The organism is Haloplanus litoreus (genome assembly GCF_045690335.1).
In the GTDB taxonomy this organism is placed as follows: domain Archaea; phylum Halobacteriota; class Halobacteria; order Halobacteriales; family Haloferacaceae; genus Haloplanus; species Haloplanus litoreus.
This window is the reverse complement of the sequence record NZ_CP147874.1, coordinates 1632322-1650863: the sequence shown is the minus strand read 5'-3', so window position 1 is coordinate 1650863 and position 18542 is coordinate 1632322. Positions and strand designations below refer to the sequence as shown.

The following is an 18542-nucleotide window of genomic DNA, read 5'->3' as shown; positions in this document are numbered from 1 at the left end:
ACATGGGAATCAACTACAGCGTCGAGGCCGACCCGGAGACGACCGCCAAGGCGATGCTCCGAGAGCGGCCCATCAGCATCAAGCACAGCAAGGCCATCGCCCGCGCGATCAAGGGCATGACCGTCGCCGACGCCGAGGAGTATCTCCAGGCAGTCATCGACGAGGAACGGTCCGTCCCGTTCAAACAGCACAACACGGGCGTCGGTCATCGAAGCGACATCGACGGCTGGGACGCCGGTCGCTACCCCGAGAAGGCCAGCAAGGACTTCCTGAGTCTGCTGGAGAACGCGAGCAACAACGCGGACGAACAGGGGTTCGACGGCGAATCGATGACGATCAAGCACGTCGCCGCCCACAAGGTCGGTGAACGGCAGGGTCGCAAGCCCCGTGCGTTCGGTCGCGCGGATCCGTGGAACACCACGCTCTGTGACGTCGAACTGATCATCGAATCGGAGGACGAGAACTAATGGCCGACGAACACCAATTCATCGAGAACGGCCTGCAGCGCTCGCAGATCGACGAGTTCTTCGCGGACGAACTCGGCCGCGCGGGCTACGGCGGCATGGACGTCGCCAAGACCCCGATGGGGACCCAGATCGTCCTCAAGGCCGAAAAGCCCGGGATGGTCATCGGCAAGGGTGGGAAGAACATCCGCAAGGTGACGACCCAACTCGAAGAGCGGTTCGACCTCGACGACCCCCAGATCGACGTCCAGGAGGTCGACGAACCGGATCTCAACGCCCGCATCGTGGCGGACCGACTGGCCAACGCACTCGAGCGTGGCTGGTACTTCCGCAAGGCGGGTCACACGACCATCGACCGGATCATGGAAGCCGGCGCCCTCGGCGCCGAAATCGTCCTGTCCGGGAAGGTCACTGGCGCGCGCTCGCGCGTCGAGAAGTTCAACCGCGGCTACATCAAGCACAACGGCGAACCAGCCGAATCCATCGTGGACGAGGGGCAGGGCGTCGCCGTGATGAAACTCGGCACCATCGGCGTGACGGTGAAGATCATCCCGCCGGGCGCCGAACTGCCCGACGACTTCGAAATCGCCGAGGACGCCGACGTCGAACCCGTCGAACAGGCGGCCGAGACCGGCGGCGGCGTCGAGGAACTCCTCGAGGAAGAGCCGGAGGAGATCCCGGACGTCGGCGAGGACGAGGACGTCGACGTGCCGACCGAGACGCCCGAGGACCTCGACGAAGGCCTCGACGAGGAAATCGTCGAGGAAGTCGTCGAGGAGGAACTTCCGGGTGACGAGGACGACGAGGCCGAAGCAGCCGCGGACGCCGACGAGGAGTCCACCGAAACCGTCGACGAAGACGTCGACGAGGAGACGATGGACGAGGCGGCCGACCTCGTCGAGGAGATGGAAACGGCTGACGAAGACGAAACCGACGAGGAGGAGGACGCATAATGGCGATCCTACACGTCGAGGAGATCCGCGACATGACGCCCGCCGAACGCGAGGCTGAACTCGAGGACCTCGAAACGGAACTGCTGAACGCGAAGGCACTGCAGGCCGCCGGTGGCATGCCCGAGAACCCGTCGCGTCCCGGCGAACTGAAACGAACCATCGCGCGGATCAAGACGATCCAGCGCGAAGAAGGCGACATCGAAGAATAATGGCGCTCACACCCGAGACCCTGGTTCGACACGAACTCAACGGCCTGCGTGTGCGGGTCGTCGAGTCGACGAATCCCGACAACGTCGGGATCAGCGGCCGCGTCGTCAGCGAGACGATGCGGACGCTCGTCGTGTCGACCGGCGACCGGGTGTGGCGCGTCCCCAAGCAGGGGACCACCTTCGAATTCGCCCTCCCCCAGCGCACAGATGAAGCCGCCGACGCCGAGAAGGCGTCGGGGACCGCGCCCAAACTTCCGTCGGAAACTGCCGGACTCCGATCCGGTCAGTCTGGCGGTTGCGAGGACGTGGCCTACGTTACGGTGGATGGCGCACGACTGCTCTCACGACCCGCCTTGCGAACCGAGAAGGCAGGTGTATCCACATGGCGATAGGACTGAACGTAACCGAACCGGAGGAGGCTTGCTCCGACCAGCACTGTCCGTTCCACGGCTCACTGTCCGTGCGCGGCCAGACGCTGGAGGGCACCGTCGCCTCCACAGCGATGGAAAAGACGGTCGTCGTCGAACGCGAATACGACGTTCGTGTTCCCAAGTACGACCGATACATGAAACGCCGGAGTCGCATCCCGGCCCACGCACCCCCGTGTCTGGGCCTCTCGGAAGGCGACCGGGTCCGCATCGCGGAGACGCGACCCCTCTCGAAGACCAAATCACACGTGGTCGTCGAAATTTTGGGAGGTGACGAGTGATGGAGGCGCTGAAAGCCGACGTCACCCGTGGCCTCGCCAAGGGGTCGCTCATCAACTGTGCGGACAACACCGGAGCGCGCGAACTGAAGATTATCAGCGTCGCGGGCTACTCCGGAACCAAGAATCGACACCCCAAAGCGGGAATCGGCGACAAGGTGACCGTCTCGGTCACCAAGGGCACGCCGGAAATGCGCCGGCAGGTGCTGGAGGCGGTCGTCGTCCGCCAGCGCAAGCCCATTCGCCGACCCAGCGGCACGCGCGTGAAGTTCGAGGACAACGCGGCTGTCGTCATCGACGACATGGAAGAGCCTCGCGGGACCGAGATCAAAGGTCCCGTCGCGCGTGAAGTCGCCGAACGCTTCGGGAGCATCGCATCAACCGCGACGATGATCGTATGACTCGACAGCCACACAAAGAGCGCACACGGAAGCGGAACGCGCCCCTGCACGAGCGTCAGGATCAGGTTCGATCCACGCTGGCCGAGGACCTCCGCGAGGAGTACGGCCAGCGATCGGTCCGCGTCAACGCGGGCGACACCGTCGAGGTGCTCCGCGGCGACCACGCCGGCGAGGAAGCCGACGTGATCGCGGTGGACCTCACGGACGAAGTCGTCCACGTCGAGGACGTGACCGTCGAGAAGGCCGACGGCGAGGAAGTGCCCCGGCCCCTCGATGCGAGCAACCTCCGCGTGACGGCACTGAACCTGGAAGACGAGCGCCGGCAGGCGCGCCTGGAGGCGGATACCGAATGACTCGACACCAGAAACGACTCTCGGTCCCGAAGTCTTGGCCGGTCGAACGGAAGACCGCGACCTGGACGGTCAAGGCCGGCGCCGGCCCACACGGCGAGGCGGGGGTTCCCCTGCTCATCGTCCTGCGGGACGTGCTCGGCTACGTCGACTCGCGCAAGGAAGCGAACTACGCACTCAATCAGGACAGCGTCCTCGTCAACGGGGACGCTATCTCCGACGTCGAACGTCCAATCGGGATGTTCGACATCCTGGCCTTCGCGGAACGCGAGGAGTTCTACCGCGTGTTCCCCGACGAGGGCGGTCGACTGTCGCTGACCCCCATCGACGCCGACGCGGCCGGGAGCCGTCTCGGCAAGATCGTGCGGAAGACCCAGGTAACCGGCGGTGACTTCCAGTTCACCCTCCACGACGGCACGAACGTGCGCGTCGCGGAGGACGAGGCTGGCGAGTACGCCACCGGCGACTCCCTGGTCGTCGACAACGAGACCAAGGACATCGTCGCCCACTTCGTCTACGAGGAGGGTGCCCTGGTGACGGCCGTCGCAGGCAGTCACGCCGGCGAAATCGGCGAAATCGACACGATCACGGTCACGCCCGGGAGCGGCGACAACGTCGTCACCGTCTCCCAGGACGACGGCGGCTTCGAGACGATCGAGGAGTACGTCGTCGTGATCGACGAGAACTTCACCGGTGACGAAGAGGAGGATGACGAATGAGCGAGAGTGACACCGCGGAGTTCCACGAGATGCGCGAACCGCGGATCGAGAAGGTCGTCGTCCACATGGGCGTCGGCGAAGGTGGCCGCGAACTCGCGGACGCCGAGGACATCCTCGAGGACGTCACCGGACAGCAGAGCGTCCGGACGACGGCCCGCGGAACGGTCCAGGACTTCAACATCCGCGAGGGTGACCCGATCGGCGCGAAGGTCACCCTTCGCGGCGACGCTGCGGTCGAGTTCCTCGAAACGGCACTCACGCTGGTCGATCTCTCGGCCTCGCAGTTCGACGAGACGGGCAACGTCAGCTTCGGCGTCGAGGAACACACGGAGTTCCCGAGCCAGGAGTACGACCCGAACGTCGGCATCTACGGGCTGGACGTGACGGTCAACATGGTCCGCCCGGGATACCGCGTCGCGAAGCGAGATAAGGTGTCGCGCTCGATCCCGTCGAAGCATCGACTCGACGCGTCGGACGCGATCGCCTTCGTCGAAGCCAACTTCGACGTGGAGGTAACGGAATGAGCGAAAGTGAATCAGGAACCCAGGACGGACGCGACGTGACCGGAGAGCACGCCACGCCCCGCACGGACGACCGCCACCAGTGTCGTCGGTGCGGCCGCAAGCAGGGACTCGTCGGCAAGTACGACATCTTCCTCTGCCGGCAGTGCTTCCGCGAGGTCGCCCGAGACATGGGATTCAAGAAGTATCGATAACAATGGCAGGGAACGACCCCCTCTCGAACGCGCTCTCGGGGCTCGATAACGCCGAGAGCGTGGGACATCTGTCCCACACGGTACAGCCCGCCTCGAACGTGATCGGCTCCGTACTCGAGGTCTTCTACGACCGCGGGTACATCGACGGATTCGAGTTCGTCGACGACGGCAAGTCCGGTCGCTTCGAGATCGAACTGAAAGGCGCGATCAACCAGTGTGGCGTCGTCAAGCCCCGCTACTCCGCGGGCGCAGACGAGTTCGAAAAGTGGGAGAAGCGATATCTCCCGGCCCGTGACTACGGGGCGCTCGTCGTCACGACCAGCCACGGCGTCATGAGCCACTACGAGGCCCGCGAACAGGGCATCGGTGGCCAGGTGATCGCATACGTATACTAACAATGAACCGAACAGAAATCGAGATTCCGGACGACGTGTCCGCCGAGGTCGACCACCTCGACCTGACCGTCGAGGGACCGAACGGGAGCGTCACGCGACGCCTCTGGTACCCCGACGTGTCGGTCGACGTCGAGGACGACCACGTGGTCATCGAGAGCGAGGCCGACGACGCCAACACGCGCGCGACGCTCGGCACCTTCGAGAGCCACGTCCAGAACATGCTCCACGGCGTGACGGACGGCTGGGAGTATCAGATGGAGATCTTCTACGCTCACTTCCCGATGCAGGTGAACGTGGAAGGGGACGAAGTCGTCATCGAGAACTTCCTCGGCGAACGCGCGCCGCGACGAGTTCCGATCCGCGGCGACACGGAGGTACAGGTCGACGGCGAAGAGATCACCCTGCGCGGCCCCGACAAGGAGGCCGTCGGGCAGACCGCCGCCGACATCGAACAGTTGACGCGGGTCAACGACAAGGACACCCGCGTCTTCCAGGACGGCGTCTACATCACACAGAAACCGCAGGCAGGTGGGGCGTAGATGAGCGAAGACGACGAGATTCAGGAGATCGAAGACATCGGTGGCGTCGGACCCTCGAAGGCCGAAGCACTCGCCGAGGCCGGCTACGAGTCCATCGAGGACCTCAAGGCCGCGAGCCAGTCGGAACTGGCCGACACTGAGGGGATCGGCAACGCCCTCGCCGCTCGGATCAAGGCCGACGTCGGTGGCCTCGAGGTCACCGAAGAGACCGAGGCGGAGGTCGAAGAGGAGACCGAACCCGAGGAACCGAGCGAGGAAGCGGAGGCGGCGACGGAGCGCCGTCCCCGCGGCCACGCGGACAAGACGCCGGACCTGGACGACGAAGCCGCCCGAGCGCTGGTTCAGAAGCGCCGGGAGGGCAACCCGCAGTTCAACCGCCAGGACCACCACAAGAAAAAGCGCGTCGACCCCTCGTGGCGCAAGCCGCGCGGGAACCTCTCGAAACAGCGCCGCGGGATCAAAGGCAAGGGCGCGACCGTCGAAGCGGGCTACCGCTCGCCGTCGGCCGCCCGTGGCCTGCACCCCAGCGGCTTCGAGGAGGTCCGCGTCCACAACACGGACGACCTCGACGGTGTCGACTCGGCCACGGAGGCCGTGCGCATCGCGAGCAGCGTCGGCGCGCGCAAGCGCGAACGTATCGAAGACGTCTGTGAGGACCGCGAAATTCGCGTCCTCAACCCGACGTACATCGAAGTCGAAGTCGAAGTCGAAGAGGAGGAAGCCGAATGACGGATCTGCGCGCACAGAAACGGCTCGCCGCCGACGTCCTCGACGTCGGCAAGGACCGCGTGTGGTTCGATCCGGAAGCCCAGAGCGAAATCGCGGAGGCGATCACCCGCGAGGACATCCGTGACCTGGTCGAACAGGGTACGATCCAGCAGAAGGGCACCTCGAACAACTCGCGCGGTCGCGCCCGTGAACGGGCGGACAAGCGAGCTTACGGCCACCAGACCGGTGCCGGCTCCCGCCGCGGGACCGCCGGTGCCCGGAAGAACAGCAAGGAGGATTGGACGAGTCGCATCCGCGCCCAGCGGCGTCGCCTGCGCGAGTTGCGCGACGACGGCCCGCTCGACCGCTCCCAGTACCGCGAGCTCTACAACAAGGCTAGCGGTGGGGAGTTCGACAGCGTGGCGCGACTCGAAGCGTACATCGAGAACAACTACGACGTGGAGGTGAACGACTGATGGCAACAGGCCCACGATACAAGGTCCCGATGCGGCGTCGCCGCGAGGACCGAACCGACTACCACCAGAGGTTGCGCCTGCTGAAATCCGGCAAGCCTCGCCTGGTCGCTCGCGTGAGCAACAGGCACGTCAGGGCGCAGCTGATCACCCCCGGTCCCGACGGTGACGAGACCCACGCGGCCGCATCCTCGGAGGACCTCGCGGAGTACGGCTGGGAGGCCCCCACGGGCAATCTCCCGAGCGCGTACCTGACGGGCTTCCTCGCGGGGAGCCGCGCAGTCGACGCCGGCCTGACGGAGGCCGTCCTCGACATCGGGCTCAACACCGCGACACCGGGCAACAAGGTGTTCGCAGTACAGGAAGGCGCAATCGACGCGGGGCTCGAAATCCCGCACAGCGAGAGCGTCCTCGCGGACTGGTCGCGAAACCGCGGCGAGCACATCGCCGAATACGCCGAACAGCGGGACGAACCGCTGTACGGTGGCGACTTCGACGCGACGGAACTCCCCGAGCACTTCGACGACGTGCTCGAAGCACTGATGGAGGACAATGAGCAGTAACGATTACGGCGACGGCTGGGAACCGCGCACGCGGCTCGGCCGTAAGGTACAGGACGGCGACGTAACGTCGATGAAGGCGGCACTGGATTCCGGTCTCCCGCTGAAGGAGGCCGAAATCGTCGACCAGCTCCTGCCGGGGCTGGACGACGAGGTGCTCGACATCAACATGGTCCAGCGCATGACCGACTCCGGGCGCCGGGTGAAGTTCCGGTGTGTCGTCGCGGTGGGTAACCGCGACGGCTACCTCGGCTACGCCGAGGCCCGTGACGACCAGGTCGGCTCGGCCATCCAGAAGGCAATCGACGTCGCGAAACTGAACATCATCGAGGTCGACCGCGGCTCCGGGTCCTGGGAGGACCGCGCAGGCGGCGTCAACTCCCTGACCCGAAAGGCAACCGGCAAGGCCGGCTCCGTGACGGTCGAGATCATCCCCGCCCCGCAGGGGCTGGGGCTGGCGGCCGCACCCACGGTGCGGAACATCCTCGAACTCGCGGGCGTCCAGGACGCCTGGACGAAGTCGACTGGCAACACCCGGACGACGGTCAACCTCGCGAAGGCGACGTACAACGCGCTGCAGAACGCCTCGCAGTCGCGGACGCCCCAGCGCGCCCGCCGCAAGCAGCGCGAAACCGAGGTGAGCGAGTGATGGAAGCGCTCGTCCAGATCCGCGGCGAGGTGAACATCGCCGGCGACGTGCAGGATACGCTGGAGATGCTCAACCTGCACGCCGTCAACCAGTGTACGCTGGTGCCCGAGACGGACACCTACCGCGGCATGATCACGAAAGTCAACGACTACGTTGCCCACGGCGAACCGTCGGCCGACGTGGTCGCGACGCTGATCCGTCGGCGTGGCGAACCCGAACAGGGTGCTGGCGACATCACCGACGAGTGGGTCGCCGAGAACACCGACTACGACGACGTGGACGCCCTGGCGGCCGCGCTGGTCGACGAGGAGACGACGCTGCGCGAGCAGGGTCTCGCCCCGTCGCTCCGGCTCCATCCGCCGCGTGGCGGTCACGACGGCGTGAAACACCCGACCGTCGAAAGCGGGCAACTCGGCAAGCACAGCACCGAGCAGATCGACCGACTGCTGGAGGCCATGCGATGAGCGACAAGAAAAAGCGCCAGCGTGGCTCGCGAACCCACGGCGGCGGCACCCACAAGAATCGGCGCGGTGCCGGCCACCGTGGCGGCCGCGGGCGTGCGGGTCGCGACAAGCACGAGTTCCACAACTACGAACCGATCGGCAAACACGGCTTCACGCGCCCCGAGAGCGTCCAGGACGAGGTGCGGGAAGTGACGGTTCAGGAACTCGACGAGAATGCCGCGCTGTACGTGGCCGAGGGTCTGGCCGAAGAGACCGAGGGCGGCTACCACCTCGACGCCCGCGACGTGGCCGACGACGGCTACGACGCGGACGTGGTGAAGGTGCTCGGCGACGGCCAGGTGCGGAACGAACTGTCCGTCGTCGCGGACGCGTTCACCGCGAGCGCGGTCGAAAAGCTCGAATCCGCCGGCGGTAGCGCCGACCTGTCGGAACGCGCCGAGGAGGCCGCCGCCGACGAGGCCGACGACACCGAGGAGTCGGACGAGGAGTAACCCATGGGATGGAAGGAGACCGCCGAACCGGTGCTGACGAGGATGCCGTCAGTCTCGCGGCCGGAGGGGCACGTCCCCTTCCGGCGCAAGCTCGGCTGGACCGCCGGCGTCCTCGTGTTGTATTTCTTCCTGACGAATATCCAGCTGTTCGGGCTGGACGCCGGCACGCAGAGCGACCTGTTCGGCCGCTTCCGGTCGATCCTCGCCGGATCACAGGGGTCGATCCTACAGCTCGGGATCGGGCCGATCGTCACGGCGAGCATCGTGTTGCAGCTGTTGGGCGGTGCGGACCTACTCGGTCTCGACACGGACGACCCCCGTGATCAGGTGCTGTATCAGGGCCTCCAGAAGCTGCTGGTGGTCGTGATGATCTGTCTGACTGGCTTGCCGATGGTCTTTGCCGGTAACTTCCTGCCGGCGGACCCGGCGGTCGGACAGGCGCTGGGGATCGGTCTCACCGGCGTACAGACGCTTCTGTTCGTCCAGATCGCCGTCGGCGGTATCCTCATCCTGTTCATGGACGAGATCGTCAGCAAGTGGGGTGTCGGGTCCGGTGTTGGGCTGTTCATCATCGCCGGCGTGAGCCAGCAGCTCGTCGGTGGACTGTTCAGCTGGGAAGCCCTCGGTGGCACGCCTGGCTTCTTCCCGACCTGGTTCGCCATCCTGACCGGCTCCCAGGAGATCGCCTCGCCGCTCACCGCGGAAGGCCTGCAAGCGCTCCTGCTCGGTCAGGGACAGTTGCTGGCGCTGGTGACGACGGTGCTCATCTTCGCCATCGTCGTCTACGCCGAGAGCGTTCGGGTCGAGATCCCCCTCTCGCACGCCCGCGTGAAAGGCGCTCGGGGTCGCTTCCCCGTGAAGCTCATCTACGCGAGCGTCCTGCCGATGATCCTCGTGCGTGCCCTGCAGGCGAACATCCAGTTCGCCGGGCGCATCCTCAACAGCACGTGGAACCAGATGCCGGGGTGGCTCGGCACGTACAGTAACGGACAGCCCGTCTCCGGGCTGTTCTACTATCTGGCGCCGATCCAGACGCGTACGGACTGGATGTGGTGGCTGGCCGGCACGGCCGCCGAACCCTGGCAGATCATAATCCGCGTCGGCGTCGACCTCACCATCATGGTCATCGGCGGCGCAATCTTCGCCATCTTCTGGGTGGAGACCACCGGGATGGGCCCGGAATCGACCGCCCAGCAGATCCAGAACTCCGGGATGCAGATCCCCGGCTTCCGGCGTAACCCGCAGGTCATCGAGAAGGTCATGGAGCGGTACATCCCGCAGGTGACCGTCATCGGTGGCGCGCTCGTCGGTCTTCTGGCCGTCGGCGCCAACATGCTCGGGACCATCGGACAGGTCTCCGGCACCGGTCTCCTGCTCACCGTGAGCATCACGTACAAGCTGTACGAGGAGATCGCCGAAGAGCAGTTGATGGAGATGCATCCGATGATGCGCCAGATGTTCGGCTCCGAGTAGCGAACATCTGTGCTTCTTTAAATTATTCTCCCCTGGTGAGCGACTGCGTCGCTCCCCGTCTTCTCCCGATTGGGGGTGGTCGGCGTGACGGTCTATGTCGAGACCGCTCCCCACGAGTTCACGGCGAACTATTTGTTCAACGAACGTGGGTTGTTCCCGTTCTTCGCTGCCGACAGGCGCGTGAAGCGCGGTGACGGATCGGCGATGGGAACGTTCACTCACGACGGCGAGGAGTGGCAAGCGCGTCTCTCGTATCAGGAGAGCGGTCTCCAGCATCCGGGCGACACGACGCCGCAGGGAACACGATTCGACATCGAAACCGTTCGAGAGTATCGGCTTAATGTATCGAGCCTTGATGACTCGGTCGGCCAGCGGAAGTTCAATGTCCATCTCGCTCCGCGCTGGCCGGGGATGGAGTCGAAAAATGGGAAGGGAATCCCGATCCCCGAAGGATTCGATGAGGGAATTAATCTCCGCGTGAGCGGCGCTAACATCGAATTCAAGCAATACCTCCTGCTGATTCGACGTGCCTTCGGTGCCGTCGACATCCAGCCCGAATATTTCGCCGACCCGCATCCGTACAGTAACGTCCAAGATGCCGAGCGGTACGTCCGACTCAACCAGGAGGTGAGTGGACCAGTTCACGCACGCGATGGGCCGATCGCGCGTCTCGGTCATCTCCTCGAAGACGACCGGAGCGGATACAGAAAGGTCGTCCAGAATGATCAAAATGGACGCGGAGAGACGCACCCTGGCTACTACCACACGGTCACCCTCGGACAGGATCGTATCCAGGAGGCGCTACCGTCACACGAGCTCCCGAAGGAGATCAAGCACTACTACGCGCGGGAAGCCAAGTCGTTCTCGAAGGAGGACTTACTTAGTCACCCAAAATTGGGCGCATCGTATCAGGTCAATCGGTGGGACGGGAAACTCGGTGTTTCTCCCGAGGAACTCGAGCAGCTCTCTCACGAGTTGGACGAGACGGTTCTGTCTACGCTGGCGAACAGCAACCTCGATCTCCGCCCGGGAGGAAATACGTACGTCTCCGATGCGTACTTCTCGGCTTCGGAGAGCGATCGAGAACGAGAAATAGTCGAGTTCAACACGGCCCAGATAGAGCAAACCCAGGAAAGCGTTGTTATCAAACACCTTGCCGACGGGCTCAGCCCGATCGAATGGGAAAGTTTGGAAATGTTGGTCTCCGATGGAGGCAACGTCTCGCCGAACGATATCGCGGATCAGTACGATCGACATCCCGACAGTGTTCGTCGTGCGCTCAACAGGATCGACGATCTGGTGAATCGAAGCTATGACGAGGTGAGTCTCCAATCATCGTACGTCGCGGAGTTGGTTCACGATACGGTTCGACAGGCCCGTGACGCGACACGACGTGCCACCGAGGCGGCTGCTAAGGCCGTCGAAGCAGCCGAGACTGGCCTTGATAAAAGAACGACGGCCTTCATAACTTGGGCGGCGAGCCATGGTATGAACGTCACCGAGCGTGGTGACGAATTAGAACTCCGATTGGGTGAGGTCACCGGGGAGGACCATCGGAAGGAGGTGAGACGGATCCTTCGAGAAGGATTCAAACTCTGGAAACAAGCGAACCGAGACCCGGCCGTCTACCGAGCGGGTGAGTACCGCTATCAGTACCGAGAGAAAGAGCACCATCTCCGCTCGATCGAGTCGGACATGGTGACACGTAGGGTAACAGGTCGGGTGTGGGAAACGCTCGGGTAGCGCCCGACAGCTGAGTGGCAACACTGCCAGCTACGTCAGGAATAGGGTTATTTTGCCGCTAATTCTCCCTTTCGAGCGATCTGCTCGGCCCATTTGATTTCACTCAGCGGCTTGACCAAATGGGTGAGATACCAATCCGACCCGGGGGGTCGTATTCCCCGTTAGGGGTGTACCCAAGGGTACGAAATTAAAACACCCCATACACTCTCGCGAGAGGGGGGAGGGGGTCGTATGCCTATTGAATCACGACGAATTACGAAAATAGGCCGACTCAAGATCCGCCGTATGCCGCCACTACAAGCAGATCAATTCCAAGGGTTATGATCTTTTGCATTCCACATATTTGAACGACATTAACAGCTACGAGAATATCTGTAGTGACTGATCTGCCTCCTCAGATGACTAAATCTTGGACGAGAACGAGCGTTCTCTGTCGGGACGCGGGAAGTGACCAAGGCGGCAACTGGCTACGTCGGCCAACGGTCCACCGCCGATAATCTCTCGGACGACGTTGACGTGTCCTGGCGCACGGTCCAGCGGGCGCTCAAGGAGTTAGCCGAACTCGGCCACTTGGACCGGCGCGACGATGGTACAGGGCGGGAACTCGTGCTGGGTTGAGGACGGCCTGTCTCCAGGGACCGCCGACCTCCCCGACATGGCGGTCCACGGTGCGGGTGGTGGCGAGGACCGCGACGGTTTGCTTGAAGAATACTATACGTGATTTGTCGGGATTCATAGGGCATCGAACGTGGACACTCCGGATCGGCAGGGAGCGAGTGCATAACTCCCGCCACCTGGACACGCACAGACGGCTGGACCCCGGAGTAACGTCAGCTGCGAGGCGATCGAAATCCCGACGTTCGCCCCGGGTCACTGTCATGGCGCTCTACTGCCGCGTTCAACATGTCCGGTTAACCCACCGGCAAAACTCATGGAAGTCGTTTGCGCCGGCCTGATCGGCGATGTCCTGAAGCGTCCCGACCGGAATTGGGTCACCCTTCGGAACCGTCACCGTCCGAACCTCGCCGGTGTCGGCGTTCTCGTAGCGGAGCGTTGTGTGGCTCCCCTTCCCGCCGACCGGAACGAAGCCGTGCTTGGTGAGCGCTTTGATAATTTCCCGCGAGGAGAACGTCGTCCGAACCACGCTATTCGAGCCAAGGTGGCGAGCCGGCCTCGCCGATCTCGGCGTCAATCCCTTCCTCGGCGAGCCAAGTCTCGGGATCGTCGATGGACTCCCCAGCGCCGAAGTGACTGTCAAGAGCGTCGGCGAGCTGGCGGAGTGCATCGGCCTCGCTGTCGCCGAACGATGCAACGCCGGATTCGACGTGCCGGGCCGTCACTCGCCCGTCCTCCTCGTGGACGAACTCGACGCCGGCCGGCGGCTCTGTAGCGGTGGCCATGCTCAGTTAATAATATTAATCGCTGGGAATGACGTAAGCCTTCCCCCTCCTCGTCCACGAACGGCCGTTCCTCGACAGACTGTTGAAAAACGCTGTTACTTACATACTCGTCCCTCTTGGTGAGATACACAAAATGATGGACTGTCCAGAGTGCGGCCATCGGATGCCGATACACGTCCGAAACAGCGGTGAGGATGGCGAGGATATGCACCGTTGCGGGATGTGCCGCGACGAATACCCTGAATCCGAGTAGCAGGCGTGACGGTCGGTTACTACGTCCATGTTTCGACGGCCGAGTAAAGAATCCAAAGTTCACCTCCGCAAATTTCTATATCAAAAACTCATCTATGATCGATCTTTGAGAATCCACAACGAAGCGTCCTATCGGAATTTAATATTACGAGAGCCCTTCTGTAACCTCGGGAAAGCGCTTGAGCTGGCCCTGGATCGTCGTTTTAACCAAACAGCGCCCGTCTGTAACTCCTTAGCGTCACCAGGAATCAAGTCGACTTACATACTTCAACCCCACGAGGGTCCATCTGTAACCGGCATCTCGATGGAGGGCGTCAAGGACTACTCGATGCTTCAACCCCACGAGGGTCCATCTGTAACGATGAGACTATGCCGCATCGCGTTCGACCTCCACGCTTCAACCCCACGAGGGTCCATCTGTAACCGTCCACGACTCCCGACCAATCAACACCCTCCGGGAGCTTCAACCCCACGAGGGTCCATCTGTAACGCGCGACGAGCGCCGGGAGTTTCTCGAACGCGTCGGCGATCAGATCCACCGCGAACCGAGGCACGACACCGAGTGGGTCCGCGTCACGACACTCGGCTGCTGTCGTGAGGTCGGCCGCGCGAGTTTCATCCTCAGCACCCCCGAAACGCGGGTTCTCGTCGACTGCGGTGACAAACCCGGTGCGGAAGGTGAGGTCCCGTATCTCCAGATCCCCGAAGCCAATCCGATTGCGGACCTCGACGCAGTCGTCCTGACTCACGCCCACCTCGACCACAGCGCGTTGCTCCCGCTCCTGTTCAAGTACGGATACGATGGGCCCGTGTACACGACCCAGGCCACCCGTGATCTGATGGGCCTGCTCCAACTCGACTATCTCGACGTTGCAGCCAAGGAGGGCCGAACCCCACCGTACGAGAGCGCGATGGTTCGCAAGGAACTCAAACACACGATCACGGTCGACTACGGCAACGTCACCGACATCGCGCCGGACATCAAACTCACGTTCCACAACGCCGGCCACATCCTCGGAAGCGCCGTCGCACACTTCCACGTCGGTGAGGGCTTCCACAACGTCGTCTTCTCCGGCGACGTTCACTACACGGATACCCGGCTGTTCAACGGCGCCTCGAACGACTTCCCACGGGTCGAGACGCTCATCATGGAGTCGACGTACGGACGACGCAACGACTATCAGACGGATCAGGAAGACAGCGAGCGCAAGCTCATCCGGTTGATCAACGACACGTACGAGCAGGACGGGATCGTCGTGATTCCGGCGTTCGCCGTCGGTCGATCACAGGAACTCATGCTCGTCCTCGAGGAAGCGATGCGAGAGGGGACGCTTCCCACGATGCCGATCTATCTCGACGGCATGATTCGCGAGGCGACGGCGATTCACACGGCCTATCCCGAGTTCCTTCGGGACGGACTGCGACAGCGCATCCTGCACGGCGACGAAAATCCGTTCCTCGCCGAACAGTTCCAGCAGGTCGACGGCGGCCAAGAAATGCGAGAGGACATCGCCGGCGGCGAACCCTGTATCATCCTCTCGACGTCCGGGATGGTGACGGGCGGCCCGATCATGTCGTGGTTGGAACTGCTCGGGGGAGATCCGAAGAACACGCTCGTCTTCGTCGGCTATCAGGCACAGGGGACGCTCGGACGGCGAATTCAGAGCGGCCGTCGGGAGATTCCGTTCAGCGACCGGGGGAGTCGTAGCGAACAACTGACGCTGCGCTTCGACGTGGAATCGGTCAGCGGCTTTTCGGGGCACGCAGATCGGAATGGGCTCGAGAACTTCGTGGGGACGATGAACCCCCGGCCGGAGGAAATCCTCTGTGTTCACGGGGACGAATCGTCGACGGACCAGCTCTCGTCCGGCCTGTACCAGAAATTCGACGTCCGAACGTACGCGCCGAAGAATATGGAAACGTTCCGGCTCGATTGAGATTCCTGTGTTTTAATCTCGGCTGGATCGAGCGTCACACGGTCGATTGTCCGCTCCGCCGGGCAGATCATGCGAAACCTATTTATCACAGACGAGGCAATTCTGTTCGTACTAAGGGTTCCGTCCCGTCCTTTCTTCGCTCGCCAATCGGTTCGCCGCCACTGCGGGGGCGTCCATCGATGGCACTGCTCTGAGATGCGCCGTGCCGGATGCCGACCGTCTGCGGTGGCCCTGGGTCTCTCCGACGGGACCGGGTACGACCCACGAATCCACCCATGAACGAAACAGACACCCCCGGTACGGACTGTGGCACGGAACTCGTCGAACGGACGGTACACGTACGGAACCTGCCAGCCTCGACAAACTGTCAGGGACCGGTTCGAATCACTTACGGTCCGGCAAGTGAAGCCCGAGACTACCCCGAACAGGCACTGTCCCGGCTGACGGGGTCGGCGAACGGTCCTCATCTTCCGGGAGAGAGCTAACTGATGGGCGAAAACGCCGACAGCGCCGTCGACAGAGAGACCTTGCAGGTCGATCCGCTTCCGGAAACCCTCGGTGACGGATCGACCGTCCTCGTCGCCAGTGCCGGAGATCCATCCCAGTACGCCGTGGGTCTCCGTCTCCTCTGCGCCCAGGGGACGGCGGAGGATATCGCCTTCGTCGTCACGACGACGGAGAGCGCCGATCGGACCATCGAGGTCTACGACGGTCTTGGCGAAGAGACGGAGCGACCGTCGCTCGGGATCGTCGATACGGTCTCCGTACAGCAGTCCGTTTCGGCACTCTACGACGAGATACCGGTCGTTTTCACGCCCTCGGCGAGTGACCTCGAACGGCTGGTGATGGCCCTCTCGAATCTCGTCGATACGACGCCACCGACGGGAGGGGCGCGTCACCTCGTCGTCCGCTCTCTCACACCGATTCTCGAAGCGTCGTCCGTCGATCAGCTGAGTACAGTGCTCGACCGCATCACGGGCCTTCGCTCGGAGACGGGGCTTGCCCTCCTCGGGATCGACTACACCGCTCACGATGAAGCGACGATGACGGCGATTGCGGATCTGGTCGACGGCGTGCTCTGGGTTACCCAGCCCGCCCCCGCCCGCCTCGCCGTCGACTATCAGCCGACGAGCAGGCGTCACAGTGGGTTCGATTCCGGCGGAGAGCCCGGTGACTGAGGCCGGTAATGAGCTTCCTCCGGCGTGGACGAAGGACCCAACGGAACACGGCGTGGCACCGCAGTAGACGAGCGTCGGCACGAAACAGCGGACAGGGGGTGTCACTATCGCGAAGAACGAGACGCCAGCGACGCGAGCGACTGACGGACTCGGACACGGGAGAGCAGCGGTACGAACTCGAGTACGAACTTCGCTGGACGGAGTGATAGTACCCTCCGTTACCCGATCGTGCATTCGGCGCGTTCGAGATGACAGGATCAACCGTGTCCCTCCTCCAACCGGGACGAGGGATCAATCGTCCATCGCAGGAACCCCGTCGACGGTGTCGTCCCCGGCGGTGCCGTCAGCGGTGTCACCGCGAGGGAAGTTGTCGATGGTATCGGCGCGGAACGCCGTCTCGTCGAACACGTAGTCGCCGTCGAGGAACTCCAGTAGCGTCCGCGTGTCGCGCATGGCGTTTTTGAGGCACGTTGAGGCGCCCGGTGACGGCGTGATGTTGAAGATGATGTCGTCGCCGACGATCTTCGCCTCGCCCATGTCGAGGGACTTCTGGCTCGTATCGACGATCTGTGGTCGAACACCGCCGTAGCCGGTCGCCCGTTCGAGATCCTCGAGGTCGACGCTCGGCACGACCTTCCTGACGTGCGGGAGGAACTGACGCGGGCCGACCTCGGGGAGGTCGTACACGAGGTTCCGCAGAACGTAGGGGAGGAGCACCCGATCCGAGAGGATGTTGGCGTAGCTGAGCGCCGCCGCCGCGTTCAGTCCGAACACGTCGAGGAAGTCCGACACCGTCGAGAGGCGACCGCGTTCGAGCGCCGGCACGAGTTTCGCGGTCGGACCGAACCGCGTGACGCTCGGATCGTGGACGTCCGCATCGCCGTGAACTGCGGCGAAGGGGAGCTTCTTCATCTGGAGGGTGTACACCTTCCCGTTCAGGAGGTCGTCGGCGAGGAAGAAGCTCCCGGCGACGGGGAGCAACACCTTGTCCCGCCCGTAGCCGAGTTCTTTCGCGATCTGGAGGCTGTGAGAGCCAGCGGCGACGACGGCCGCCTCACAGTCGAAGCGACCCCCAGTCGTTTCTATCGTGTAGCCGTCGAGTGTCGGCGTCACGTCCGTGACTTCCGTGCCGGTGTAGACGTCGACGTTCGACTCCCCGACGGCGCGGTCGACGAACGATGTCGCCGTCCGGCCGTAGTCGACGACGTAGCCGTCCGGCGTCTGGAGTGCGAGGAGTTCGACTCCGGGATCGCGTCCCTCGACGACGTTCGGTTCGATCTCCGCGATCTCCTCGCGTTCGATCGGTCGCAGTTTGGGAAAGAGGTCACCGAACCCCTCCTCGTCGTACCGTCGTTCGAGTTCGGATACTTCTTCGTCACCGACCGCGAGAACCATCTTGCTCCGCCGAGCGTGCATCTCGCCGTCGGGGTCGTTGGCCTCTAGGTAACCCGCGAGAAGTTCCGCTCCCTCTTTCACTTCCTTCGCCTTCTCGAGGGTGTAGTTGGTCTCGATGTCGCCGAAGTGTAGCGTCTGGGAGTTGTTCGTGTGGTTGGAGTTGATCGCCGCGATCTCCGACTCCTTCTCGATCAACGCGATCGAGTCGATATCCGTGAACTTCGCGGTCGTGTACAACAGCGACGCGCCACTGATTCCACCGCCGACGATGACCAGATCGTATTTACCTGCCATGGCTGTTCCGTGGTGACTACTTCCACGGTGAGAGTCCAGACTGATAACTTATTATTTTCTCGGATTTGAGATCG

26 protein-coding genes are annotated in these 18542 nt (G+C 63.2%); 23 read left to right on the top strand and 3 right to left on the bottom strand.

The window, feature by feature from the left end:
- The first annotated feature begins 2 nt into the window (after window positions 1-2).
- From V8686_RS08870 to V8686_RS08770, 21 genes are all read left to right on the top strand, one after another.
- Window positions 3-467 carry a 50S ribosomal protein L22 gene (locus V8686_RS08870; protein WP_379703626.1) on the top strand — a complete coding sequence of 155 codons (465 nt, stop codon included), beginning with the start codon at window positions 3-5 and terminating at the stop codon, window positions 465-467.
- Entirely contained in the window at window positions 467-1417 is a 951-nt protein-coding gene (locus tag V8686_RS08865; RefSeq protein WP_379703624.1) for a 30S ribosomal protein S3, read from the top strand. Before V8686_RS08870 ends, V8686_RS08865 begins: the two co-directional genes overlap by 1 nt.
- Window positions 1417-1626 carry a 50S ribosomal protein L29 gene (gene rpmC, locus V8686_RS08860; RefSeq protein WP_379703623.1) on the top strand — a complete coding sequence of 70 codons (210 nt, stop codon included), beginning with the start codon at window positions 1417-1419 and terminating at the stop codon, window positions 1624-1626. Before V8686_RS08865 ends, rpmC begins: the two co-directional genes overlap by 1 nt.
- Entirely contained in the window at window positions 1626-2018 is a 393-nt protein-coding gene (locus V8686_RS08855) for a ribonuclease P protein component 1 (protein WP_379703622.1), read from the top strand. The genes rpmC and V8686_RS08855 overlap by 1 nt, the downstream gene beginning before the upstream one ends.
- On the top strand, window positions 2009-2335 hold the full coding sequence (locus V8686_RS08850) for a 30S ribosomal protein S17 (protein ID WP_379703621.1): 327 nt from the start codon (window positions 2009-2011) through the stop codon (window positions 2333-2335). The genes V8686_RS08855 and V8686_RS08850 overlap by 10 nt, the downstream gene beginning before the upstream one ends.
- Entirely contained in the window at window positions 2335-2733 is a 399-nt protein-coding gene (locus V8686_RS08845; protein WP_379703620.1) for a 50S ribosomal protein L14, read from the top strand. Before V8686_RS08850 ends, V8686_RS08845 begins: the two co-directional genes overlap by 1 nt.
- A complete protein-coding gene (gene rplX / locus V8686_RS08840) occupies window positions 2730-3086 on the top strand; it encodes a 50S ribosomal protein L24 (protein WP_379703618.1) in 357 nt (118 codons plus the stop codon). The genes V8686_RS08845 and rplX overlap by 4 nt, the downstream gene beginning before the upstream one ends.
- A complete protein-coding gene (locus tag V8686_RS08835; protein WP_379703617.1) occupies window positions 3083-3802 on the top strand; it encodes a 30S ribosomal protein S4e in 720 nt (239 codons plus the stop codon). Before rplX ends, V8686_RS08835 begins: the two co-directional genes overlap by 4 nt.
- A complete protein-coding gene (locus V8686_RS08830; RefSeq protein ID WP_379703615.1) occupies window positions 3799-4326 on the top strand; it encodes a 50S ribosomal protein L5 in 528 nt (175 codons plus the stop codon). The genes V8686_RS08835 and V8686_RS08830 overlap by 4 nt, the downstream gene beginning before the upstream one ends.
- Window positions 4323-4517, top strand: a complete 195-nt coding sequence (locus tag V8686_RS08825; protein ID WP_251331144.1) for a 30S ribosomal protein S14 — start codon at window positions 4323-4325, stop codon at window positions 4515-4517. The genes V8686_RS08830 and V8686_RS08825 overlap by 4 nt, the downstream gene beginning before the upstream one ends.
- A gap of 2 nt (window positions 4518-4519) precedes the next feature.
- On the top strand, window positions 4520-4912 hold the full coding sequence (locus V8686_RS08820) for a 30S ribosomal protein S8 (protein ID WP_114449696.1): 393 nt from the start codon (window positions 4520-4522) through the stop codon (window positions 4910-4912).
- 2 nt (window positions 4913-4914) lie between these two features.
- Window positions 4915-5451, top strand: coding sequence for a 50S ribosomal protein L6 (locus V8686_RS08815; protein ID WP_379703614.1), 537 nt, complete (start codon window positions 4915-4917; stop codon window positions 5449-5451).
- Window positions 5452-6180, top strand: a complete 729-nt coding sequence (locus V8686_RS08810; RefSeq protein ID WP_379703613.1) for a 50S ribosomal protein L32e — start codon at window positions 5452-5454, stop codon at window positions 6178-6180.
- Window positions 6177-6635: a 50S ribosomal protein L19e gene (locus tag V8686_RS08805; RefSeq protein WP_379703612.1), complete on the top strand. Its 459-nt coding sequence runs from the start codon at window positions 6177-6179 to the stop codon at window positions 6633-6635. The genes V8686_RS08810 and V8686_RS08805 overlap by 4 nt, the downstream gene beginning before the upstream one ends.
- Window positions 6635-7195 carry a 50S ribosomal protein L18 gene (locus V8686_RS08800; protein WP_379703611.1) on the top strand — a complete coding sequence of 187 codons (561 nt, stop codon included), beginning with the start codon at window positions 6635-6637 and terminating at the stop codon, window positions 7193-7195. Before V8686_RS08805 ends, V8686_RS08800 begins: the two co-directional genes overlap by 1 nt.
- Window positions 7185-7841 carry a 30S ribosomal protein S5 gene (locus V8686_RS08795; protein ID WP_379703610.1) on the top strand — a complete coding sequence of 219 codons (657 nt, stop codon included), beginning with the start codon at window positions 7185-7187 and terminating at the stop codon, window positions 7839-7841. Before V8686_RS08800 ends, V8686_RS08795 begins: the two co-directional genes overlap by 11 nt.
- Complete coding sequence (rpmD, locus tag V8686_RS08790) at window positions 7841-8305, top strand: 50S ribosomal protein L30 (RefSeq protein WP_379703609.1); 465 nt, start codon at window positions 7841-7843, stop codon at window positions 8303-8305. The genes V8686_RS08795 and rpmD overlap by 1 nt, the downstream gene beginning before the upstream one ends.
- Window positions 8302-8796, top strand: a complete 495-nt coding sequence (locus tag V8686_RS08785; RefSeq protein WP_379703608.1) for an uL15m family ribosomal protein — start codon at window positions 8302-8304, stop codon at window positions 8794-8796. The genes rpmD and V8686_RS08785 overlap by 4 nt, the downstream gene beginning before the upstream one ends.
- Window positions 8797-8799: 3 nt before the next feature.
- On the top strand, window positions 8800-10269 hold the full coding sequence (gene secY, locus V8686_RS08780; RefSeq protein ID WP_379703607.1) for a preprotein translocase subunit SecY: 1470 nt from the start codon (window positions 8800-8802) through the stop codon (window positions 10267-10269).
- Between the two features lie 84 nt (window positions 10270-10353).
- On the top strand, window positions 10354-12012 hold the full coding sequence (locus tag V8686_RS08775) for a DUF7845 domain-containing protein (protein WP_379703606.1): 1659 nt from the start codon (window positions 10354-10356) through the stop codon (window positions 12010-12012).
- 447 nt (window positions 12013-12459) lie between these two features.
- The gene (locus V8686_RS08770) at window positions 12460-12630 is read left to right on the top strand and encodes a hypothetical protein (protein WP_379703605.1); all 171 of its coding nucleotides are present in this window, start codon (window positions 12460-12462) and stop codon (window positions 12628-12630) included.
- 280 nt (window positions 12631-12910) lie between these two features.
- Here V8686_RS08770 and V8686_RS08765 read toward each other — a convergent pair whose 3' ends face one another.
- Window positions 12911-13156 (bottom strand): type II toxin-antitoxin system HicA family toxin, encoded by a 246-nt coding sequence (locus V8686_RS08765; protein ID WP_379703604.1) that lies wholly within the window; start codon window positions 13154-13156, stop codon window positions 12911-12913.
- A gap of 1 nt (window position 13157) precedes the next feature.
- Window positions 13158-13412, bottom strand: a complete 255-nt coding sequence (locus V8686_RS08760; protein ID WP_379703602.1) for a type II toxin-antitoxin system HicB family antitoxin — start codon at window positions 13410-13412, stop codon at window positions 13158-13160.
- A gap of 695 nt (window positions 13413-14107) precedes the next feature.
- Between V8686_RS08760 and V8686_RS08755 the strand changes: the two genes are divergently transcribed.
- Complete coding sequence (locus V8686_RS08755) at window positions 14108-15601, top strand: beta-CASP ribonuclease aCPSF1 (protein WP_407344676.1); 1494 nt, start codon at window positions 14108-14110, stop codon at window positions 15599-15601.
- A gap of 488 nt (window positions 15602-16089) precedes the next feature.
- Window positions 16090-16779, top strand: coding sequence for a DUF7504 family protein (locus tag V8686_RS08750; RefSeq protein ID WP_379703601.1), 690 nt, complete (start codon window positions 16090-16092; stop codon window positions 16777-16779).
- A 291-nt stretch (window positions 16780-17070) separates the two neighbouring features.
- On the opposite strand, the gene V8686_RS08745 is transcribed toward V8686_RS08750, so the two are convergent.
- Window positions 17071-18468: an FAD-dependent oxidoreductase gene (locus V8686_RS08745; RefSeq protein ID WP_379703600.1), complete on the bottom strand. Its 1398-nt coding sequence runs from the start codon at window positions 18466-18468 to the stop codon at window positions 17071-17073.
- Between the last annotated feature and the right edge of the window lie 74 nt (window positions 18469-18542).

Bases quoted from the DNA above. Each gene is read 5' to 3' on its own strand.
- V8686_RS08810 (WP_379703613.1), top strand. From the start codon at position 5,452: ATGAGCGAAGACGACGAGATTCAGGAGATCGAAGACATCGGTGGCGTC.
- V8686_RS08815 (WP_379703614.1), top strand. From the start codon at position 4,915: ATGAACCGAACAGAAATCGAGATTCCGGACGACGTGTCCGCCGAGGTC.
- V8686_RS08750 (WP_379703601.1), top strand. From the start codon at position 16,090: ATGGGCGAAAACGCCGACAGCGCCGTCGACAGAGAGACCTTGCAGGTC.
- V8686_RS08820 (WP_114449696.1), top strand. From the start codon at position 4,520: ATGGCAGGGAACGACCCCCTCTCGAACGCGCTCTCGGGGCTCGATAAC.
- V8686_RS08745 (WP_379703600.1), bottom strand. From the start codon at position 18,468: ATGGCAGGTAAATACGATCTGGTCATCGTCGGCGGTGGAATCAGTGGC.
- V8686_RS08805 (WP_379703612.1), top strand. From the start codon at position 6,177: ATGACGGATCTGCGCGCACAGAAACGGCTCGCCGCCGACGTCCTCGAC.
- V8686_RS08835 (WP_379703617.1), top strand. From the start codon at position 3,083: ATGACTCGACACCAGAAACGACTCTCGGTCCCGAAGTCTTGGCCGGTC.
- V8686_RS08870 (WP_379703626.1), top strand. From the start codon at position 3: ATGGGAATCAACTACAGCGTCGAGGCCGACCCGGAGACGACCGCCAAG.
- rplX (WP_379703618.1), top strand. From the start codon at position 2,730: ATGACTCGACAGCCACACAAAGAGCGCACACGGAAGCGGAACGCGCCC.
- V8686_RS08830 (WP_379703615.1), top strand. From the start codon at position 3,799: ATGAGCGAGAGTGACACCGCGGAGTTCCACGAGATGCGCGAACCGCGG.
- V8686_RS08825 (WP_251331144.1), top strand. From the start codon at position 4,323: ATGAGCGAAAGTGAATCAGGAACCCAGGACGGACGCGACGTGACCGGA.
- V8686_RS08855 (WP_379703622.1), top strand. From the start codon at position 1,626: ATGGCGCTCACACCCGAGACCCTGGTTCGACACGAACTCAACGGCCTG.
- V8686_RS08795 (WP_379703610.1), top strand. From the start codon at position 7,185: ATGAGCAGTAACGATTACGGCGACGGCTGGGAACCGCGCACGCGGCTC.
- V8686_RS08760 (WP_379703602.1), bottom strand. From the start codon at position 13,412: ATGGCCACCGCTACAGAGCCGCCGGCCGGCGTCGAGTTCGTCCACGAG.
- rpmC (WP_379703623.1), top strand. From the start codon at position 1,417: ATGGCGATCCTACACGTCGAGGAGATCCGCGACATGACGCCCGCCGAA.
- V8686_RS08865 (WP_379703624.1), top strand. From the start codon at position 467: ATGGCCGACGAACACCAATTCATCGAGAACGGCCTGCAGCGCTCGCAG.
- V8686_RS08800 (WP_379703611.1), top strand. From the start codon at position 6,635: ATGGCAACAGGCCCACGATACAAGGTCCCGATGCGGCGTCGCCGCGAG.
- V8686_RS08785 (WP_379703608.1), top strand. From the start codon at position 8,302: ATGAGCGACAAGAAAAAGCGCCAGCGTGGCTCGCGAACCCACGGCGGC.
- V8686_RS08850 (WP_379703621.1), top strand. From the start codon at position 2,009: ATGGCGATAGGACTGAACGTAACCGAACCGGAGGAGGCTTGCTCCGAC.
- secY (WP_379703607.1), top strand. From the start codon at position 8,800: ATGGGATGGAAGGAGACCGCCGAACCGGTGCTGACGAGGATGCCGTCA.
- V8686_RS08845 (WP_379703620.1), top strand. From the start codon at position 2,335: ATGGAGGCGCTGAAAGCCGACGTCACCCGTGGCCTCGCCAAGGGGTCG.
- rpmD (WP_379703609.1), top strand. From the start codon at position 7,841: ATGGAAGCGCTCGTCCAGATCCGCGGCGAGGTGAACATCGCCGGCGAC.